13 protein-coding genes are annotated in these 22,067 nt (G+C 47.4%); 5 read left to right on the top strand and 8 right to left on the bottom strand.

Going from position 1 to position 22,067, the window contains the following annotated elements; all coding sequences use genetic code 11:
• Nucleotides 1-809 precede the first annotated feature (809 nt).
• Nucleotides 810-1,022 (bottom strand): photosystem II assembly protein Psb35, encoded by a 213-nt coding sequence (psb35, locus tag QUA50_RS21495; RefSeq protein WP_332981549.1) that lies wholly within the window; start codon nt 1,020-1,022, stop codon nt 810-812.
• A 211-nt stretch (nt 1,023-1,233) separates the two neighbouring features.
• On the opposite strand from psb35, the gene QUA50_RS21490 reads away from it, so the two are divergent.
• Nucleotides 1,234-4,302: a glycerol-3-phosphate acyltransferase gene (locus tag QUA50_RS21490; RefSeq protein ID WP_333266579.1), complete on the top strand. Its 3,069-nt coding sequence runs from the start codon at nt 1,234-1,236 to the stop codon at nt 4,300-4,302.
• 131 nt (nt 4,303-4,433) lie between these two features.
• Here the strand turns inward: QUA50_RS21490 and QUA50_RS21485 are convergent, their stop codons facing one another.
• The 4 genes from QUA50_RS21485 to QUA50_RS21470 all read right to left on the bottom strand — a co-directional run bounded on the left by QUA50_RS21485 (nt 4,434) and on the right by QUA50_RS21470 (nt 11,881).
• Nucleotides 4,434-6,161, bottom strand: a complete 1,728-nt coding sequence (locus QUA50_RS21485) for a phosphatase PAP2 family protein (protein ID WP_333266581.1) — start codon at nt 6,159-6,161, stop codon at nt 4,434-4,436.
• Between the two features lie 623 nt (nt 6,162-6,784).
• The gene (locus tag QUA50_RS21480) at nt 6,785-8,005 is read right to left on the bottom strand and encodes an ABC transporter permease (protein ID WP_333266583.1); all 1,221 of its coding nucleotides are present in this window, start codon (nt 8,003-8,005) and stop codon (nt 6,785-6,787) included.
• A 375-nt stretch (nt 8,006-8,380) separates the two neighbouring features.
• Nucleotides 8,381-9,598: an ABC transporter permease gene (locus tag QUA50_RS21475; RefSeq protein ID WP_333266585.1), complete on the bottom strand. Its 1,218-nt coding sequence runs from the start codon at nt 9,596-9,598 to the stop codon at nt 8,381-8,383.
• Nucleotides 9,599-9,994: 396 nt separating this feature from the next.
• Nucleotides 9,995-11,881 (bottom strand): efflux RND transporter periplasmic adaptor subunit, encoded by a 1,887-nt coding sequence (locus QUA50_RS21470; RefSeq protein WP_333266587.1) that lies wholly within the window; start codon nt 11,879-11,881, stop codon nt 9,995-9,997.
• A gap of 521 nt (nt 11,882-12,402) precedes the next feature.
• Between QUA50_RS21470 and QUA50_RS21465 the strand changes: the two genes are divergently transcribed.
• Nucleotides 12,403-12,813 carry a hypothetical protein gene (locus QUA50_RS21465; RefSeq protein WP_333266589.1) on the top strand — a complete coding sequence of 137 codons (411 nt, stop codon included), beginning with the start codon at nt 12,403-12,405 and terminating at the stop codon, nt 12,811-12,813.
• An 11-nt stretch (nt 12,814-12,824) separates the two neighbouring features.
• Here the strand turns inward: QUA50_RS21465 and QUA50_RS21460 are convergent, their stop codons facing one another.
• The 3 genes from QUA50_RS21460 to QUA50_RS21450 form a co-directional block, all read right to left on the bottom strand.
• A complete protein-coding gene (locus QUA50_RS21460; RefSeq protein ID WP_333266590.1) occupies nt 12,825-13,835 on the bottom strand; it encodes an ABC transporter permease in 1,011 nt (336 codons plus the stop codon).
• A gap of 346 nt (nt 13,836-14,181) precedes the next feature.
• Entirely contained in the window at nt 14,182-15,840 is a 1,659-nt protein-coding gene (locus QUA50_RS21455) for an ABC transporter substrate-binding protein (protein ID WP_333266593.1), read from the bottom strand.
• A gap of 626 nt (nt 15,841-16,466) precedes the next feature.
• Nucleotides 16,467-17,081, bottom strand: coding sequence for a hypothetical protein (locus tag QUA50_RS21450; protein ID WP_333266595.1), 615 nt, complete (start codon nt 17,079-17,081; stop codon nt 16,467-16,469).
• Between the two features lie 470 nt (nt 17,082-17,551).
• On the opposite strand from QUA50_RS21450, the gene QUA50_RS21445 reads away from it, so the two are divergent.
• The 3 genes from QUA50_RS21445 to QUA50_RS21435 all read left to right on the top strand — a co-directional run bounded on the left by QUA50_RS21445 (nt 17,552) and on the right by QUA50_RS21435 (nt 21,851).
• Nucleotides 17,552-19,120, top strand: coding sequence for a serine/threonine-protein kinase (locus QUA50_RS21445; RefSeq protein WP_333266596.1), 1,569 nt, complete (start codon nt 17,552-17,554; stop codon nt 19,118-19,120).
• 520 nt (nt 19,121-19,640) lie between these two features.
• The gene (locus tag QUA50_RS21440) at nt 19,641-19,973 is read left to right on the top strand and encodes a DUF6825 family protein (protein ID WP_333266598.1); all 333 of its coding nucleotides are present in this window, start codon (nt 19,641-19,643) and stop codon (nt 19,971-19,973) included.
• Between the two features lie 111 nt (nt 19,974-20,084).
• Complete coding sequence (locus tag QUA50_RS21435; protein ID WP_333266600.1) at nt 20,085-21,851, top strand: AarF/ABC1/UbiB kinase family protein; 1,767 nt, start codon at nt 20,085-20,087, stop codon at nt 21,849-21,851.
• Nucleotides 21,852-22,067 lie beyond the last annotated feature (216 nt).

Raw genomic sequence — 22,067 nt, 5'->3', positions numbered from 1 at the left:
CCGCCCGTCCAAAAAGGACGGGCGGGACGCCCATCCCACAATAACAATTAAAATTATAAGTTATTTAATTCGCGATCCTAAGTTTGACCCCCAACTCGCCGGAGATAAAACTCTGTTAGAAGTACCAGACGGACAGAGGGAAGCCGATGCCAATATTTGAGAAAGAGTAGGCGCAGCCTTTAAGGATGCTTCTGGTTTTCTGAAAGATACCGCTGAAGATGCCAACGAAAGCTCGGTTACGAAACTTAATCCGCTGCAAAAATAAGCAAGCATAACTGGCGCGGAATAGTCAATTTGTAGGGGCTTTTTCTGAATAGTCCCTACACAATATTCACAAGACTTGGCCAGAACTTCCATATCATTTTTAGACCCAGCATCTGTATGTGCACTGGGCGCACTTTAGGCTCTATGTACCGTCTCAAACTACTTTTTAGCCTTAGTCCTTGATACAGCATATTCGGTGGTTTATGAAGTACAGTAGAAACCTTAATTGTGTGCTGTTAATCTTTAGGGTGCGGATCTACGAGATATTGGATATAACTTACAGATTGATGGGTGGCGACGCACCCTACAGCGGGCCATCAGATTATGTGTACCACATATAAATGGAATATGCTGTATATGGGGTGCTTAGGGGCGCACCTTATTGTAGATTTTAGATGGGGATTTGAAATTTCTAGGACTTGTGCAAAAAATGGACAAGCGAACCATTGAAATTGCTGCTCCGGCTGGCAATGACAAACTCGCAATAACCGAGTTTTCTCATTAATGCACAAGTCCTGCTTTTATTCCTCTAAAGAAAGTTTGTTTTATTTACCTTTGGAGTCAGAAACATCAGCAATCAAATCGTCTTTATCAACTTTCGGTACAAAATCAGGGCGTTCTTTGGATTCCCAACCGGGTGGGCGCTTGGAGTTGTACCAGGCGATCGAGCCGATCGTAACTGCGGCAACAAAGCCAACACCAAGAACTGCTATTGGAGCCGTCAAGCTGACACTTGATTCCGGCACTGGCTGCTGCATCAGCAGATCGATCGCTACTCGCTTGATGGGTGCAACAAGAACTCCCATAGGAGCGGTCAAGCTGATATCTATCATTAAGCTAAATCCTTATCTACTCTACTTTTACATTATCTTAAGTGCTAATGCCGTTTTGTTGATATATCGGAAGACAGAAAAAGTGGCAGAATTGCGGTCATAATGTTTAGAGCTTGAAAATAGGAGAGCTGATTTTATGCCGTTGGGGACAATAGCATTGCTGTTGGCTGCTAGTTTCAGCCTGGGTGCTTTACCGCTAACGGGATGGGCGGTGCGAGTGTTTAGCCGCCGAGATTTGAGGGCGCTGGGCACGGGGAATGTGGGGGTGTCTGCAGCTTTCATTCACGGGGGCAAATTAGCGGGAATTGCTGCGGTGTTGGCGGAAATTGCCAGGGGTATTTTGCCGGTTTTGGCGGGGCGATTTTGCTTCCCAGATGCACCGGCGATCGCACTTGCCTTGTTAATTCCTCTAGTTGCGGGCAGATATGCGATCGCCAGAGGTGGAGGCGTGACCAACGCTGTTTGGGGTCTTTTGGTATTTTCGCCGCCGGTGGCTGTTTCATCGGGCATTTGGGGGCTGCTGGTGTGGGGTTTGGCACAGCGGTGGTGGGGTAAGGGCGATCGGGCGAGACTCTTTGCTTCCCGTTGCGGGTGTCTGTGCACGCCAATTTGGGTTTGGGTGTGGCGACAATCAATGCCAGAATTTTTAGCAGCAGCAGGATTAGCTGTTGTGTTAGCAGCAATTAATTTCAGTCAGGGTGATGATATGGCTTTATCTAAATCAGAGCAATTGTTTTCTCTTGATGACTCGTTAGATGCTGCTATCTGCGGCGATAAATCTGCTAAATTGTCTCAACTAAAACGAGCCGGATTTAACGTACCTGCTGGTTGGATATTATCACAAGAAGCGGGCATCGGGCATCGGGCATCGGGCATCGGACATCTAGAAAAGGGTGAGGAATTGTCAATTCCTAATTCTTTAATCGAAAATCTAAAATCCAAAATCCAAAATGGCATGATTGTTCGTTCTTCTGCTGCGGGAGAAGATGGCGATACGAGTTCAGCCGCCGGACAATATCAAACTATTGGCCCTGTTTTCACTGAAGCAGAATTACTCGACGGCATTAATCGCTGCCGCCAGTCTTATTGGACTTCCGAAGCTGTGGCTTACCGCCGACAGCGACAATTGCCAGATACCCAAATAGCTGTATTAATTCAGCCTTATATTGACAGCGAATTGGCGGGAGTCATGTTCAGTCGCAATCCTTTAGATGGCGGTTCCCAGGTAATTATAGAAGCTTTACCGGGAGGAGCAGAAGCTGTTGTCGGCGGACAATGTACTCCGCTTCACTTAGAAATTGATTTTAGTAAACCTGAATTATTAGAAAAACAATTAACAGAAATTCAAAGTAATTCAATTATTGCTCAATCGATTATAGCAGAATTGGTGAAACAAGCGCAAGCAATTGAAGCATTTTTTCACGGAATTCCCCAGGATATTGAGTGGAGTTGGGACGGGGAAAAAGTTTGGATTTTGCAAAGCCGCCCGATTACTAATTTGCAGCCTTTTTGGACGCGCACTATTGCAGCAGAAGTGATTCCCGGTGCAATCCGCCCGCTAACTTGGTCGATTAATCGGCCGCTGACTTGCGGGGTTTGGGGAGAGATTTTTCAGGTGGTTTTGGCCGATCGCGCCAGTGGCTTAAACTTTAATGAAACGGCAACTTTGCTGGGTTCTCACGCCTATTTTAATGCTACTTTGTTGGGCGAAATCTTTCGGATGATGGGATTGCCGGAGCAGGGTTTGGAATTTTTGCTGAGAGGGCAAAAAATGGGCAAGCCGCCTTTGGGGAAGATTTTGCCTTCTTTGCCCGGTTTGTGGCGTCTGGTGCAGCGAGAAAGGGCGCTCAATGCAGAATTTAAGGGCGATCGTAGTTCTATTTTCCTCCCGGCACTGCAAAGTCTGGAGAAGGAAGAGGGAAGTTCGGCAACGGATTCTGTAACGGATGTAACGGATGTAACGGATGTCAGTCCGATGGCAGTCGGAAGAAGGAAGAAGGAAGAGGGAAGAGGGAAGAGGGAAGAGGGAAGAGGTTCGAGCGAAGAAGCAATATTAATGCCCAATGCCCCATGTCCAATGCCCGATTATCAATATTTGTCGGAATTGTTGGAGAGAGCGGAGCAAATTCAGGAGTGGCTGAAACCGATTACTTACTACAATATATTAGGGCCGATCGGACTGGCTATTCGCAAGGCAATTTTTCGCGTTTCCGATGAATGGCTGGACAATGACAGCGCTCCTGAAATTGCTTCGGTGCGAGCTTTACAGCAGTTGGCTCAGAAATTGCGGCAAGCTGGTGTTTCGCAGTCTGACGAAACTGGTTCAGTCGCAGATTTAGCACAAACATTTGCGGAAAGTCCGGCTTTACAAGCAGATTTTGAAAGGTGGCTTGATATTTACGGATATTTGAGCGAGGTGGGAACGGATATTGCTGTTCCTACTTGGCGAGAACAACCGGAAATTTATCAAAAGTTGCTAATAACTATGGCTCAAAAAGCCGAAACTAATTTAGTTGAAAAGCGTGCAAAAAGATTGACTTTTTCGCAGAAGTGGCGATTAGATAAATGTCAAGAAAGAGCGATTGTCAAAAACGAAATTAGCGAAATTTACGCGCGGTTGTTGGCTCATTTACGGTGGACTTTTTTGGAGATAGAAGCTTGCGGATTGGCAATGCAGGTGTTTGACGAAAGCGGGGATATTTTTTATCTGGAATTTGGGGAAATTCAGCAGTGGATTCGCAGCGGCGCGAGTGTTTCTTTTCAGGATACAATTAGCCAAAGGCGCGATCGCCTGGTAGCCGATCGCGATCGCCCGATTCCCCCTGTAGTGTACGGCAATTTGCTGCCAAATTCTCAGAAAAGGTCGATCGACTCCGCAACATGGGAAACTCATATCATCCAGGGAATTCCAGCAAGTATTGGTACTGTCGAAGGCTTTGTCAAGATTTGCCGCAATGCGAGCACAGATTTAGGAGAAAATGCGATCGCAGTAGTTCCTTACACCGATGCAGGTTGGGCACCGCTGCTATTAGGAGCAACAGCAATTATATCTGAAGTTGGCGGACAATTATCTCACGGAGCAATTATCGCTCGCGAGTACAAAATTCCCGCAGTTATGAATATTTCTGAAGCTACAACTCGCTTGCGGGACGGTCAAAAAGTCCGAGTAGACGGGTATCTCGGCACTGTAGAATTGCTGGAATAATTAGGAACAGGCTTTTCGGCCTGTTCCACAAAGATTTGATTTCTCGCTTCACAGGCATCTTGCCTGTTCCTAAAACGATTATTGAAAATGGTGCAACATCTCAGCAATCTCGTAAACCCGCCCCGACTTTCTTAGACTAAGAAATTCTGAACAACATAATTCCCCACATTTCTACCCGCACTCAAACCATTTACATTAGCACTCATGAAATGAATCCCTCCGTAAATGCGACTTATACCCGATTCGTCGGCCGCTTCGGTGAAGTTCTCAAAGGTTCGCAAAGTGTTGACACTCCTGTCTCCCCGATCGGCAAAGCCGTAATCCGAACCAAATACAGCACTCATAACAGGATCGGCAGCACCGCTAAAGGTACTGTGGCCCGATATGTACTCAGGGAACGGCGGAGTAGTTAGCAGAGGCGTCCACAGGGGGTCGGCTGTCGTGTTGGGATTGTTGTCTGTGTCAGCTTGGCGAATAGCTGTCACCGGCCGCCACAAGTTGTATTGGTACTTAGCATCCCAGCAGGTAATAGCTGCATCGGCGAGAGCAATATTCAGCAGGGCGAACAAGCGGGCGCTATCTTCCAGGGAGGTGGCGGTGAGAGTCGCTGTTTCTTCGGCGATTTGGTTCCAGTGGCCCGGAGGGGTAAACGTCCCAGCGCCGTTGGCCCAGAATTTGGCGATCGCTGTTTGGTCTGGGGTGCGCGTGAGGCTGTCACTTTTGCCGATTTCTTTGACGTAGTTAACTTCCTCTGCGTACAGGTCGCTGTCAAGGGCGGGCGGGCCGGGCGGGCGGAACTGAGAACCGCCAGTCATGGCAAAGGGAGTAACTTCTGCCCACTGTGGTGCCAGCGCGGCGGCAAGGGCGGGGGGAGTCGGCACCCAACTACCGGGGTCGGTTTTGGGGGTGTACTGCACTACTTTCGTGATGCCGTCTGTACTCCGCGAACTGATAATTTGGTCGGCAACTTGCTGTCCGAGGGCTATCCCGTCTTGTTTGGCTTTGCCGTCGGTAATTTTAGCTAAAGACGATGCGTATACTTCGTTGAATGTGGCTGCTTGCGCTGGGTAGACGCTGACTAAGACGCGGTGGGCTGCTGCGGCGGTGGCAGCTTCTGCTGACGTGCCTGCTGGTGCGTCTATGTTGACCCGGTAAGGGCTGTATTTTTTGCCGATCGAGTTAACAGCATCGTGAATGGCTGCGTGAACCATTGCCATGTTGCGGGAGGCGAGGGGAGGCGCGGTACTGGCTGTCCGCACTGCATTCAGCATGACTCCGTTCCACTCAATGACAGGGTTTGCCGATAGCTGATTGGTGAATTGGTCGCGGTTGATTGTGTTGCTGTTTACTCCCGGTAATACTACTAAATACTCGCCCGTGAGTTTGTCTTGAATTATGGTGCTGTTGCTGTTGGCGCCGGTGCCTTGCTGGATGTTTAAATCTTCAAAGCCCAGGCCGTCTAGCAATCGAATTTTGTCATTCCCGTTGCCGAAGTCGGCGATGTAGTCGGCTGTAGCTACAGTTGGGCCACCGCTGCCTTTAGCAATGGCAAATATATCATCGCCTGTGCCGCCGCTCACGGTATCGCTACCGGCGCCCGCATAGATGATATCGTTGCCGGAATCGCCACCAATTAGGTCGCTGCCTTTGCCTCCCCAGAGGATGTCGTCGTCTGCACCACCAACAATCGTATCGTTGCCTTGATCGCCGCAGATTTTGTCTTTGCCTGCACCGCCTTCGAGATAGTCGTCTCCGCTGTTGGCATAAATTATGTCGTTGCCATCCAAGGCGTTAAATCTGTCTGGTTGGGTGGTTCCTTCGAGATAGTCAAATTTAGGACTAGGGGTGAGGGATGCCATGTTTATTTATTGGATATTTTGATTAAATCGCAAAGGTTTCGTAAACTCTGTAGATGCTTAGGTTAGTTTACTGATATCTTGCACCATTATCAACTACCTGTTTAGGAACGGGCCGGAGAGCCCGTTCCACAAAACTCAATTTTCTTGTGGAACGGGCCGGAGAGCCCGTTCTTAACAATGGTGCAAGATGTGAGTTTACTCTTTATTTAATAAAATTAAATTTTATGGTTGAGAAGTAAACGCCACAACCAAGCTTTATTTAATATTTAACCGGCTTTTTATGAAGTTTGGCGCTTTGAATCTGCGTAAAATTACAGACATTGAAACTGACTGCGATACTGCAAACTTGTTAAAGTTTCACAAAAAAACATTTTTTTTTATATTTAGAGCAAGATACTTTTTACCGGCATAAAAGACGCGGATTGTGTAACTGAGTAAGTATATACAGCATATTCGGTGGTTCATAAAGTACACTATAGAGCTATATTGTGTGGTGTTAATCTGTAGGGTGCGGATCTGCTTCATATTGGTGGATAAAACTTGCAGATTGACGGGTGGCGACGCACCAAACAGCGGGCTAGAAGATTGTGTGTACCACATCTACATGAAATATGCTGTATTTATTAAGCACTTCTCAAAGCTGCGATCGGGTCTAGTTTTGCCGCTTGGCGGGCCGGGACAACGCCGAAAAAGAGGCCTACTGCACCGGATACACTGACAGCCAGGCCGATCGCCACGGGTGATATTCCAGCTTGCAAGGGCGTGAAATTACCTACAAGCAAGATACCACCGACACCTACGCAAGTACCGACTATCCCTCCGGCAGCGGATAAAATCACAGCTTCGACAATAAATTGAAATAAGATATCTTGTTGAGATGCGCCGATCGCCTTTCTGAGCCCAATTTCCTGAGTGCGTTCGCTGACGGACACAAGCATAATGTTCATAATCCCAATGCCGCCGACTAATAGGGAAATGCTGGCAACAGCAGTTAACATCAGAGTCAAAGCGCCGGAAATTGCCCCCATTCTTGCCATTAAATCCTTCTGATTTCTGACAGTAAAATCATCTTCAGTAGTAATTTTGTGCCGCAATCTCAGCAGGTTTTCTACCTGAAATTGCGCCGCCTCCATTTGCGATTCATCTTTAATAGAAATAAATATCGACGTGACAGCCAAACCGTAGGGAGATTTGCGCCCGACTATGCGATTGGCCATTGTGGTGATCGGCACAGCGGCGGAATTATCAAAATTCGTACCAAAAGATGTGCCTTTGGGCGCCAATACTCCAATTACTTTGACGCTGACATTTTGGATACGCACCTGTTCGCCCAACGGATTTGTATTGCCAAAAAGTTTCTCCGCTAATTCGGAACCGAGAACCACAACTTGGTTACTTTGCTTAACATCAAGTTCGGTCAAAAACCGTCCTTTTGCCATTTCAAAGCTTCTGACTTCTAGAAATTGTGGAATCGTGCCGAAAATTAGAGACGAAACATTTTTGTTGCTGTAGCGAACTATTTCGGAACTGTTAAGTTCTGCTGACACGCCTTGAACGGATGGGACTTGAGTTGCGATCGCCTTTGCGTCTGGCAATACAAGAGTTTGAGGCGCACTTGAGATGGTACTTCGCCTCGCGTTGGGAACTCCAGGCCTCACGATTAATACGTTTGTACCCAGGGATTGAACTTGTCCTGCTACAAATTTTTGAGCTCCTTCTCCAATTCCAATCATCGCAATTACTGAGGCATTGCCGACAATCATCCCGATCATTGTTAAACTGCTGCGAGTTTTGTTGGCTAGCAGCGTTTGACCTGCCATTTTGACGCTTTCAATAAAATTCATACTTTGGGAATTGAGAATTGGGAATTGGGAATTGGGAATGGGTAATTTGTAAGCTTACCGATGATATCAAGGGCGGTCGATCGCGCATAATATTTCGATCTGGGCGGGTTTACCAGATTTCTGGTTTTGTATTGCAGATATTGGCGAACCGCAATCAATGTCGTACTCTCAGATGCTACGCCCGTTATTCAATTACGACCTTAAAACCTGGTATCAAGAAAGAGGTAGATTGCGGTTTATCGTGTTGGTGGGGGCGGGTTTATGAGATTGTCGATTATAGGCAATTATTGTTAGTGAACCCGCCCCTACAGGCATTAAGGTTAATTTACCTGATACGATCTGACTGATGACTACTGACTACTGACTACTGACTTCTTATGCACTTCTCAATGCCACAATCGGGTCTAATTTAGCAGCTTGTTTTGCAGGTACGATGCCGAAAAATAAGCCGATACTGCCGGAAACACCAACTGCAAGTGCGATCGCCATTGGGGAAACACTAGCTTGCAGGGGAGTAAAAGCACCTACTAAAAGCACGCCGCCGATACCGAATCCAGTACCGATCGCCCCGCCTGCCGCTGACAAAATCACAGACTCGATCATAAACTGAATCAGGATATCTTGCTGAGAAGCTCCGATCGCCTTTCTCAATCCAATTTCCTTCGTGCGTTCGGTAACAGAAACCAGCATGATATTCATAATCCCGATGCCGCCTACAAACAGCGAAATTGCCGCCACAAAAGCCAACATCAAAGTCAAAGCACCAGTAATGCTGCCCAAAGTATTCATTAAATCTTTCTGGTTGCGAACAGTAAAATCATCCTCTTTAGTAATTTTATGACGCAATCTTAGCAAATTTTCTATTTGAAATTGGGCAGCTTGCATCATACTTTCATCTTTAATGGAAACCGAAATAAATGTTACTTTTGTGCCGTAGGGAGACGAGCGACCAACAATTCGATTAGCCATTGTTGTCAGCGGCAAATAAACATTCATATCTTGATTGTCGCCAAAACTTGAGCCTTTCGCCTGCATGACACCAATCACTTGAAAAGTCGAGTTTTTGATGCGAATGTATTGACCAAGTGGCGGTGTATTACCAAACAATTGTTCGGCTGCTTCCGATCCTAAAGCAACCACATTTTCTTGTCTTTCTAAATCTAATTTGCTTAAAAAACGACCTTGGGCAACGTCAAAGCTTCTGACTGTAAGAAATTCAGGGGTAGTTCCGACAATGGAAGATGAGACATTTTTGTTGCGGTAAGTAACGAGTTGACTGTCATTGAGAGTTGGTGCGACTTCTTCGACAGAAGGAACTTGAGATGCGATCGCCTCTGCATCTTCCACTACTAAAGTCTGGGGCGGAATCACCGGGCGACTTTGCGCTTCAGGACTTCCGGGAATAATAAATAGCAAGTTTGAACCCAGAGAGTTAACTTGTCCCTCGATAAATGTTTGAGCTCCTTCGCCGATACCGATCATCGAAATGACAGAAGCATTGCCGATGATAATTCCTAACATTGTCAAGGTGCTGCGAAGCTTGTTTGCCATCAAAGTTGTGACGGCCATTTTGACGCTTTCAACAATATCCATAATTCGATTTTAGATTTTGGATTTTAGATTTTCGATTAGGGAATTGGGATTATTCGATTTTAGATTTTAGATTGGGGATTGGGGATTGGGGATTGGGGATTGGGATTATTCGATTTTAAATTGGGGATTGGGATTATTCGATTTTAGATTGGGGATTGGGGATTGGGTATTTGGGATTGGGATTATTGGTGTCAACTTAATATTTAAACCCATAATAAACTCGCTTGTAGCCGAGTCTTGATGCCCCTAAATCCCCCTTAGTCAGGGGGACTTTGAATACTATTGTCCCCCCTTATTAAGGGGTGTTAGGCGGGATATCGGGGTTTGAAAACACCCTAGAGCGATCGAGATAAATAATGCCCCATGCCCCATGCCCTATGCCCCATGCCCTATGCCCTATTTCTGATTCTTGATAATATCCTCCAGCTTTTTACCTTGAGGAAGTTCGGTAAAAACGCGATCGCCCGCTGCGGCACCCTCTAAAATCTGAATCTTGTTGCCAATAGTCGATCCAACGGTAACAGCTTTAAACTTCGGCTGTTGTTTCTCATCGGGAACCAGCACACCCGTTTGACCTTTATTAGTCACAATTGCCACCGTAGGCACAACTAAAGCATTGCTCAGCTTTTGACCGACAAATCTCAAATCTACATTCATCCCCGATTGCAGCGACTCTTTGCCAGTATCGATCGCAACTCGCACTTGAAATAGCGTCACATCCCGTTCCTTAACAGCTTCCGGCGCAATTAATTTAACGCGACCTTTAAACACTTTATCTGGATAAGCATCAGCCACTATTTCAACTTCTTGACCCGATTTAATTTGACTGATATCAGCCTCCGGGACTTTCGCCAAAACCTCCACATCTCTAGCTAGAGCGACAATCGATGTCGAAGTAGCCGAAGTAGCTTCCGAGGCCGAAGTTGCTGGAGTTACAAAAGCTCCTTGAATTGCGTATCTTTGGGTAATAATTCCAGCAAAGGGAGCGCGAACTTTTGTATCTTCTAACTGCACTTCTTGAAAGCGGACTTGAGCTTGAGCTTCAGCTAATTCAGCTTGAGCTTGAGCTATTTCTTCCGGGCGAGAACCGTTTTCTTGTGCCGCCAATTGACTTTTGGCTTCAGCAACTGCTGCTTCGGCTTTGGCGATTTCTTCTGGACGGTTGCCGTTTTCTAGCTGCGCTAATTTGCTTCTAGCTTCGGCAACTTCTGCTTCAGCTCTGGCAATTTCTTCCGATCGCGTGCCGTTTTGCAATTGGTTCAATGCTTGCTGCTCGACTTGCACAGCAGCTTGCAGTTGCTGAATTTGCGACTCCCGACTTTCTTGCAGTTGTTGCAGGCGTTTTTGAGATTCTATTAATTTAGCTTGGGCAGTACGATTTTCTTTAATTAATTCATCAAGTTTATCTTTAGCCAGAGCACCTTCTTCAACTAAAGGTCGGTTGCGTTCCACCCGTTGAGCTGTTAGTTCGGCTTGGGCTTTACTCGAGTCAATTTGCGTTTGTGCTTGGGCAATTTCTTGTTTGACACTACCAGTTTGAGCGTCTGCTAAACGAGCTTGAGCTTGGGCTAAACGAGCTCGCCCTTGGCTGACTTCTTCCACGCGGCTGCCGGCCCGCAGTCGCTGCAAGCCAGCTTGAGTTTGCTGCAAGCGGGCTCTGGCTCCTGCAACTTCTTCCACGCGGCTACCGGCTTGGGCTTGCGCGAGACTGGCCTCGGCTTGCTCTAAGCGCGCTCGGGCGCTGGCGATGTCTTCCGATCGATTTCCTGCTTCGATTTTGGCCAGTCTAGCTCGCGCGCTGGCTTCGCGGGCTTTAGCTTGAGCTAGTTGAGCTTCTACATCGCGGCTTTCCATGCGCGCCACGATTTGTCCTGCTTCGACTTTATCGCCCTGTTCGACAAATAATTCTGCGATCCGGCCGGAGCCTTTAGGGCTGAGATTCACGCGCTGTACGGGCTGCACGGTGCCGCTAGACGTGATCCGCACCGTGAGGTTTTGCGCTTCCACCGGCACTGTCATAGTGGCGATCGCATCTACTTTCGGCTGCGATCGGCTTTTTGCTATATATATAGTGGTCGGTACAGCTAGCAACCCGGCTGCAACCAACCCAATCGCCCACCGCTGCGGTTTGCGCGCGGGTTTCTTCGGAGACTGCTTTTGGGCGGTTTTTTTATCTGCAATTTTGGTCTCTGCGGCCTTGGTGTCTACAGTCTGATTGGTGTCTACAGTCTGAGTATCTTCCACCTTGACCTGAGCAGTTTCCTTTTTAGGGCTAACGATCATACCGACTCACCTAATTTAATCTCAGGATTACCTTAAAGGTAAAATTTTTGCTGATGCGTGGCATCGTCTTTCAGACTCATCCGATCGGGTGATTTATCAAAAGTTCCCCAACCAGCACCTGTAAACAATTATAGCTAATTTTTGCAAGTTATTAAAAAATGTTAAGTTTTTTCAGCCAAAAGAGGTGGATCTCAACAAAATCGCTCCTAGCTGCTGGTCAATCAAAATATATTTTAGCAGATAATATTATTTTTGGCATCTAGGAGAGCGCTTCTCACCAGCAACAAAGGCGGATCTGGCAGGGGGCGATCGACCGTCACTAGGTGATTGCGGGCTCGTGTTAGCGATCGTCGCAGCGGGATCTGCCAGTCCGAATCTCGCAACGGCAGAGTATGGACAGACTTATTCTCATAAACCCGGTTTCACGGGTAGCGGTGCGTAAGTCCTGAATACATATCCGCCCTGTGCCCGCAACAGGTTAAAATATTTTTCAAATCCGTTAAAAATGGAAAATAAAAACAATGAATCGTCCTCAAAGCGTTACAGTTCTGGCAATCTTGCAGCTAATTAGCGGCGTCTTCAGCCTCCTTGACGGCTTGTTCATCTTACTTTTTGCTGGCATTTTTGGCGGTCTCGGTGCCGCTTTCGGCGGGGCGAAAGTTGGCACTGTAATCGGCGGCTTCATTGCAATTTTTGCGGGAATCAGTTTTATTTTAGGCCTCCTCTCCTTACTCTTAACTTGGGGTTTGTTTCAACTCAAAAATTGGGCTTGGACGGGAACGTTAATTGTCCATATCATCGCCACCCTCGCGCAAATTGCCAAAATGTTGGGCAGCGGCGGTACAGCAGTCAATTTTTTAACTCTGGGTTTTGCAGTGGCTAGCATTTACTACCTGCTGCTGCCGGATGTTAAACAAGCATTTCGTGTCTAATTTCCTTTTGATTAACGGTACTGAATTCTCGGATCTAAAAAAGCATAGGAAATATCAACCGCCAGATTAATCAGTACAAAACTTACAGCCACAAAAATTACTCCTCCTTGGACAATTGGGTAATCCCGCGTCAGAATACCCGTATAAATCCAAGAACCAATTCCCGGCCACGAGAAAATCGTTTCAGTCAGAATAGCGCCGCCTAAAAGACTGCCGAACTGCAAACCGATAGTTGTGACGATCGGCAAAAACGCATTTTTCAAAGCGTGTTTCAAAATCACCCAATATTCCGGCAATCCCTTCGCCCTCGCAGTGCGGATGTAATCTTGAGAAAGCACTTCCAGCATCGCAGAACGAGTGATGCGAGCTATAATAGCCAGAGGAATAGTTCCTAAAGTCAAAGCTGGAAGGATTAAATGGGCGACCGCATCCCGAAAAGCCACCAAATCCCACCTCAGCAAAGCATCCAAAACATAAACACCCGTAATCGACTTAAAACCCAACCCCAAATCTACACTAATCCGGCCGCTAGGAGGCAGCCATTTCAGATAAACAGCAAACAAATAAATCAACATCAATCCCAACCAATACACCGGCAAAGATACGCCAACCAAAGAACCACTCATCGCGAGATTGTCCAGCCAGCTATTTTTCCGAACAGCAGCCAAAATCCCCGCCGGAATTCCGATAACAAGTGCCACCAACATCGCCACCACAGACAGTTCAAAAGTAGCAGGCCAGCGACTTGTAATTTCATCAATTATCGGGATACCGCTAATAATACTATTTCCCAAATCCAAGTGCAGCAAACTCCATAAAAAAGCCAAATATTGCAAAGGTAAAGGCTGATTCAGACCCAATTTTGCTCTCAAAACTTCTACCTGTTCGGGAGTTCCCCGTTCTCCCAAAAGCACTGTAGCTGGGTCTCCCGGTATCAAATGCAAAAATATAAATACTAGCAGAGTGATTCCGAAAAGGACTGGGAATAGTCCCAGCAAACGTTTAAAAATATATTGAATCATATTTTTAATAGATATTTAATTATAGCCTTTCTCAAAAAGATGAGGTACGTAGTTGGGCCCCGGTCCTATACGTTTCAGTGGTTATATAAGCTGTCATTCATACCTCATCTTTCTGAGAACCGCTATAGCTCGATTTTGGCGGCATTTGCACATATTATTATATGATTGGTAGGGGCGGGTTTTACGATAAATACTTGAAATGACTAAAAATATATATAAACCCGCCCTTTCTTTCTTAGGGAACCAGGAGTAGAAGAGGGCGGGTTTTTGAGATGGTCGGTTTTGGGCAATTATTGTTGGTAAAACCCGCCCCTACACAACTATATCCAGGGAAGATCAGCCTTTTTCAAGACTTACTAACATCCTCAAAAGACTCAGATCCCAAAGGACTCGGAATCCAACCTTGAATATTCTTGCGTTTCCCTAAAAGCGGCTGCGAATGTACGATCGGCAAACGTACAGCTTCCCCGTGCAAAATCTGGCTAACTTCCGCATAAATTTTCGCCCTAGCTGCTTTATCCCCACTCGCCCTCCCCCGATCCAAAAGTTCCAGAACTTTCGGATTTTTCCAATTTCCCAAATCCCCCGTCGAACCCGGCCCGAAGTGAGGATAATAAAAATTGTCTGGATCGCCATAATCGCCCGTCCAACCCAACATAAAAGCTTGAAAGCCGGGAGGTTTAAGCCGATCGGCTAAATAAGCAGACCAATCCTTCGTCAGCAATTTTACCCGAATCCCGATCGCGCTCAAATCCGCCGCAAAAGCCTCAGCGATCGGCTTCGGCGTGGGAAAATAGGGACGGCTAACGGGCATATACCACAAATCCAAATCAAAACCGTTCGGATAACCGGCTTTCGCCAGCAATGCTTTAGCTTGCTGCGGGTTAAATTCATAATCTTTCACTCGATCGGACGCCGCCCAATCCAGCGCAGGCGGGATAAATTCCGAGTCGTGTTTTCCGAGTTCTCCCCAGAAAGATTTGACTATTGCTGGCTTGTTAATTGTTTGAGCGATCGCCCGCCTGACTTCTGGTTTTGATAAAGGTTCGTAACTCTGATTTAAGGCTAAATAACCGACATTAAAAGAAGGTCGCACAACAGCTTCTAAATTAGGATCTCCTTGAACTTCTTGCAATTGATCCGGCGTCAAATCCACAGTAAAATCAAGTTGTCCTGCTCTCAATTGAGCCAATCTCGCCGCCGGATCGTCAACAAAACGAATTACCAATTGATTGACTTTTGGCGTACCAGTTTTCCAATAATTCGGATTTTTTGCTAAGATAATGCGATCGCCCGATCGCCATTCCTTAAACACAAAAGGCCCAGTCCCCACCGCCAGCGCCCCCGGAGTGCCGTATTTAGCACCCGCTTTTTTCACCGCCGCCGGACTCGCCATCCCGAAATAACCAGACCCAATCGCCGACGGAAAAGCCGCAAAAGGTCGATTCAAAACAAATTTAATTGTAGACTTATCAACAACTGCCACATCTTTTACTAAAGAATCTTTTTCTCCCTTAAACCCGCCAAAAAAATTTTTCCAAATCGGATAATTCTTGCCCGCCTCTCGAAAACCGTTAGGATTTTTCGCATCCCACCAGCGCTCCACATTAAACTTAACAGCTTCCGCATCAAAATCCGTGCCGTCGTGAAACTTTACCCCCGAACGCAACTTAAAAGTCCAAGTTTTGCCATCTGTAGAACTTGACCATTCAGTAGCGAGACTCGGCTCAAGTTCCACAGTTCCCGGTTTAAAATCAGTCAAGCGATTGTAAATTTGGTCGATAACAATCACCGAATTGCCATCAGTAATATTTCCCGGTTCCAGATTGACCGGCGGCCCACCAGCACCGTAAACTAAAGCCCCAGCCGGAACCGGAGCAGGAGTTGTCGGAGTTGAAGAATTATTGCTAACCGTGTTTGAAGGAGTGCCGCAATTTGATAAAATTACAGCCATCCCAAAAACTAGACCTAATAAAACTAAACGCCAGGGTTTTAACAATCTCATTTCAATAGCTCCAGTTTAATAGAAAATTATACTCATATCAATAAATTATAATTTGCTCTTTCTCTCCCCTCTGTGGTCTCTGCGTTCTCTGCGGTTCATTTAGTAAATTCTCTATTAACAACCCATCTAAATTAACAAACCAAATAGAGCAGCCTGATGATATCATGCTGGAGGGAAAAATATCAAGCCACACCTTTAAGCTGTGGAGCATTTAAACCAGTAACGAGGCTAGTAGGGTGCGTCATTCGCGAACCCTTACGCAGAAACGGAAAACCTTAGATGCTGACGCACCTTACGCAAGTCCTTTAAATGCCGAACAGCTTACATGAGGCGACGCAACCAGCATGAAAGCTAAAATTTCCGACCCAGCTAGAGGGGTCATTCGATTTTAGATTTTAGATTTTAGATTTTAGATTTACTCCATGAATCTGCGGGGAGCATAAACATTCCTTTACCCACCCAAAATATTTTTGAATATTTGCAAATAACAACCAGATTCGAGATTCGCAAACATCAATATTTCTCTCTTTTCTCTTTCTCTGCGCCCTCTGCGCCCTCTGCGGTTCGTTGAAAAAAAAATTAGTTTACTTCAAGAACTAGAATTGCTATATGCGATCGCACCCACCCTACAAATCCAAACTCTCTTCACCAATACTTCCCAGTTCCCCGCTACCCAGAAACTCTTCCTCCTCTACTTCCTCAATCGAGGAGTCGAAACTTTCTATCACAAACGGCAAACCAGCCGCCATCAAACCCCGTTGAATCAGTTCCGGCGTTTCCTCAAACAAAACAAATAGCGGATGAACAGCCTCAGCTTCATCGCTGTAAATATGTCTGTAGCGGTGCGGCATCACCCATTCGTAACCTTTATCCAGCCAAACCTGAGACTGCCGCCAGCGGCCGAGCAACTCAGAAAACTCTTCGCCCGGACGATGAATGAAAATCAAAATTTCCACTCCAATTTTAACTTTCCATTCAGGATCGCACATCAAAATCGCCAAATCGCAGGGCAAACAAACTGCCTGTCCGGGCGATATGCTAGTGCCGCTGCTTCCGGCATAAGAAACCCCGTCCCGCAAGCGCGCAATTGGCAAAGGAATTGCGATCAAACTCTCATGGGCGCGGCGGATACTCGGAATCATTTCCATGTAAACCCGATATTTTTTCAGCAGGGCGATCGCGGCAGAAGATTCGCTGTACTCTGCTAGTAAAGTCTCGTAATGTGATTGTTTAACAGACATTTTCAAACCAAAGAAAAAGTAATTACTAATTTGCTAATTGCTAATCGATCGCTTCTCGTTACTAGGAAAACCCCATTGGTGACAACTTAAGCTCAAGTTTTCCGAAGGAGGGAACTTGAGCTTGCCTCCAGGCCTTGCTGTGTAAGGCGAACAGCGATTGAAGCATTGATGGCTGTGGGCGACAAATGTCTGGATAATGCTTACAGCCTTTTTATTTAAAAGGTTTGAGGCATTTGCAGTCTCAAGATGAAGCCCGATACGAAGCCTGCTTTGTTATTTTATGCCGCTCGCCTGAACTTCATCAGAGCCAAAAAGCTAATCTGGTCTATAAAATGACGTGGGGATGCCAAGATTAAAGATATAGCAGAGCTAAAGCTCAAACTAGGGCGCCGATCGCTCGAACCTCACCCCTAACTCTGCGAAATAACCCAAAAGCGGTAGCATAGTTTGGGAAACGGCATCAACTGAAGATGAACTTAGCGCCAGCAACAGTCCTGCAACAGGGCAAATACAAAATTAACGCGACTTTAGGGATAGGAGGGTTCGGCATCACTTACCGAGCTATCCACACCCATTTAAACCAAACCGTCGTACTCAAAACCCTCAACGAAAGTCTGCGCCAACACCCAGAATCTGCCCAATTTCAGCAGCAGTTTATTGCCGAAGCCCAACACCGATCGCGGTGTCAGCATTCCAACATAGTCAGGGTAATCGACTTTTTTGAAGAAGCCGGACAGTCTTTTATTGCAATGGACTACATTCCGGGCCAAACTCTCGCCCAAATAGTCGAAACCGATGGGCCGCTCCCAGAAGCCCAGGCGCTGCACTATATTCGGCAAATAGCCTCAGCCTTAATTACAGTTCACCACAGCGGATTGCTGCACGGAGATATCAAGCCAGAAAATATTATCCGGCGAGCCGATTCTCACGTAGTAATGTTAATAGATTTCGGAATTGCCCGCGGCTTTACCGCCGGCACCAAACAAACCCACACCAACTTGCTCTCCCCCGGGTACGCGCCGATCGAACAATACCTCCATGACGGTAAATGTACACCGGCCACAGACATCTACGCGATCGCCGCCACCCTCTACTACTTGCTCTCTGGTGTAGCGCCCGTAGCAGCACCCCTGCGCGATCGCATTCCCCTGACTGAGTTGCGGCAATTTCAGCCCAACCTCAGCCCGGGAATCGAGCGAGCCATCCTTCAGGGACTCGAAATCGACCCCCACAACCGCCCTCAGACAGTGGAAAATTGGCTCACCATGCTGCAAGAAACAGAGCGAGTATCAGTAAAAAGAAAAGGCAAGCAAAGTCTAAGATTGCCCGCACCTCCCCCGCCGCAGTTGACTTTTCTGGCGTTTGTCGTAACGGCTGCAATTGCAGGCTGGATGGGTTTTGACCTAGCATCGCACTACAACAGCACCAGTCTCAGCAATGGGCCCAAAAGTGAATCCTTCCCATCTCTCGAAGATTTGCTCAAATCCCGCGATTTGTCAGGGCCGATGTTCGGGCAGCCGTCTGTCGAAAGCAGCCCTCTCTACCCGATCGAACTCAACAAGCGTCCCAAACCCCCCTTAGACACCAGCAACATTCCCGAACAGATCGAGCCCTCAGAAACTAGCGCCGAACCTTCTGAGTCTCCAAGCCAGGAAACTCCCGCCCCAGAGGCCGAAGCCGAACCGGAACCCTCCCCGACGCCCGAACCCGCAGAGGAGTCTTCTGAGTCCCCCATTCCAGAGCCTCAAACCGAAATCGAGCCAGATCCCCAACCAGAAGCCGCACCGGTACCGGAAGTGGCGCCCCTGCCGCCAGAACCGCCCGCCGCACCCGCCCCGCCTGCCCCTGGGAGTGCTAGCGCTGAAACCCTGCCGCCGTCGGCATCCCCGTCGCCAGTAATAGCGTCGCCGATCGAGCGATCGCCCGAGCCTGCGATACCAAGCAGCAGTGGCAACAATTCAGATAGTTCGATCGCACCTGATTCACCCCCCCCTGTGGCAGATCCCGCAGTGCCTTTTCCCGAACCTGCGACAAATTAGTATGGTTTTTGTTCCTTAAAAGTGCGGACAAACACTTGGTTTTATGAGTCAGCAAATAGGCGATCGGTAGTTGAGATAATAAAGCCATACCTAGCCAATGACTATCTTCCAAAAACTTCCGTCGCATCTAAAAATTCCAACAGTCGCCGTCTAAGTTTATGGCATATTTCCTATTCCCTCTGCCATCCATATGCCATAAAAAAAAAGCATGACTGTGTTCTATTTTGATTTAAATTATGTTAGAATATGTGCGCGGCGCTGAGGTAGTGTGAGGTCGCGGATTAATACTGCCAAGCTGCAAACATTTTGCTACAAAGCAACCCCAACCTCGAATTCGAGCCAGTGCAAGCGAGGCTTTTGGGCTAAGCCGCGGCGCGTTAGACTGTTCTAACTCTCAACAATCCCATTTCCGACACTCGGGGTGGGAGTGTCAATTCCCCCAAAATTCCTTCCTTTGGGAGCAAGCATCATCGGGAACAAGCAAGTTATAATTTGTTGCGGAAGCGCACAGAGATTTTTTATGAGTAAACCCCCAGTTCATGCTTTTTTTGTAGGCAGAGCACTTGCCGAAGCACTGTACGAGCAATTAGAAAGCGCAGCAACCAACGCTTTCTCTGAACTCGGCAAATTTGACGCAGAACAAAGAGAACGCCTGCGACAGTTCACCGATCGAGTTGTGGAACGGGCAAATAGAGCTTCGCAGGAGGCGATGCAGACCAGAACTGGCACTGATCGCACCACCACCATTCAAGACATCCATCCCGCTGATTTGCAAGCGACTATTGACGAGCTGCGCGCCGAAGTGGCTCTGGTGCGATCGGAATTGCAGCGCTACCGCAGCACTTTGCCCTAGCGATCGATTCGACCACAACTATTATTTACTACGTGAGCGCACTGCTTTGCGCTCCTGCGCTCCTACTTTCAATCAAAGCAACAACATAAAATAAGCAATTTGGGAACCCAAGTGTCTGCTCTCCTTGATGACTCTGTTAATCGCCAGCGCTCCCCCAAGCTCGCTGGCGAAGCCGATGAGCAAAAAACTGCTAGTAAATCCTACAAAAGTAAAGCTTATCGCTGGAATCGCGAAAAATACTCCCGGAAGCGGCGCTTCTTCGACATTTGGGCCTTTGTTTTGCTCTGGCTGGCTTCCCTCTGGCTCGACAGCAAAAATTGGAGCTACTGGGGAGGCGTGACTGAAGAAAAGAAAGTTGCCAGACGGCGCTTTCAAGCTATCTGGGTTCGAGAAACACTCTTGGATTTGGGGCCAACTTTCATTAAAGTCGGGCAGTTATTTTCCACCCGCGCCGACTTGTTCCCAGCAGAGTTTGTCGAGGAACTTTCTAAGCTGCAAGATAAAGTTCCTGCTTTCAGCTACGAGCAGTTAGAGGTAATTGTCGAGCAAGATTTGGGCAAGACAGTTCAAGAACTCTACCGCAGCTTTGACCCGGTGCCCCTGGCCGCTGCCAGTCTGGGTCAGGTACACAAAGCTCAACTGCATTCGGGCCCGGAAGTCGTCGTCAAAGTGCAGCGGCCGGGACTGCGGAAGCTGTTCGAGATCGATTTGCAAATTCTTAAGGGAATTGCCCGTTACTTTCAAAACCATCCTAAGTGGGGCCGCGGCCGCGATTGGATGGGGATTTATGAGGAATGCTGTCGCATTCTGTGGCTGGAAATTGACTATCTCCATGAAGGCCGCAATGCTGATACTTTTCGCCGCAATTTTAGCAACTGTGACTGGGTGCGGGTGCCGAGGGTTTATTGGCGGTACGCGGCTCCACGAGTGCTGACTTTGGAATACCTGCCAGGGATTAAAATCAGCCACTACGAAGCTTTGGAAGCGGCCGGTATCGATCGTAAATTAATTGCTCAGTTGGGCGCAAAAGCTTATTTGCGGCAGTTGCTCAACGACGGCTTTTTCCACGCTGACCCACACCCCGGCAACATCGCTGTTAGTGCTGACGGTTGTCTGATTTTCTACGATTTTGGCATGATGGGTCAAATCCAGTCGAATGTCCGCGAAGGGCTGATGGAGACGCTCTACGGCATTGCTTCCAAGGATGGACAGCGGATTATGGATTCTCTCATCAATTTGGGAGCTTTGGTGCCTACGGGTGATATGAGTCCGGTGCGCCGCAGCATCCAGTATATGCTGGATAACTTCATGGACAAGCCTTTTGAAACTCAGTCTGTGAGCGCGATTACCGACGACCTTTACGATATTGCCTACAATCAACCTTTTCGCTTCCCAGCTACTTTTACTTTTGTAATGCGAGCTTTTTCCACCATCGAAGGGGTGGGCCGAGGTTTAGATCCCGAGTTCAATTTTATGGAGGTGGCACAACCTTTTGCCATGCAGCTTATGACTAATGGAAATGGCCATGATACAAGTAGCAGCATTTTTAACGAAATCGGCCGTCAGGCGGCTCAGGTGAGTTCGAGTGCTTTGGGTTTGCCCCGCCGGATTGAGGAGACTATTGATAAACTCGAACAGGGAGATTTGCGGATTCGCGTCCGTTCTGCCGAAACTGAACGCTTGCTCCGTCGCATGAGCAGCGCTCAAATGGGCACGAATTATGCTTTGCTGATGAGTGCTTTTACTTTGTCGGCGACAATTTTGTTTGTCAGCAATCAAGTCTGGCCGGCTGTCGCTGTGGCAGTGCTGGCGGCGGGTGCAGGGTTTGCTATGCTGCGTTTGTTCAAGCGGATCGATCGCTTGGATCGGATGTCGTAATTTTGCAATTTGGGATCGGAAATTTCAGGTTTGAGATTTCTCGCCAGCCAAAAGTTGACCTCGAATGTTAAGTTTTGGCTGGCTGACCACAGATTGCTGAAATTTACGACACTTACGCCCTTTGAGGCTAAAAACCCTGTTGCTGCCTAGATTTCTCGCCAGCCCAACCTCGGATTTTGGGTGTAAATCCAGTTTTTTTTTGCAGGTATTGCTGAA

Source organism: Microcoleus sp. M2_D5, from assembly GCF_036701935.1.
Classification (GTDB): domain Bacteria; phylum Cyanobacteriota; class Cyanobacteriia; order Cyanobacteriales; family Microcoleaceae; genus Microcoleus.
Note: the sequence above shows the minus strand (reverse complement) of the source record. Positions and strands in the feature narration are given on the sequence as shown.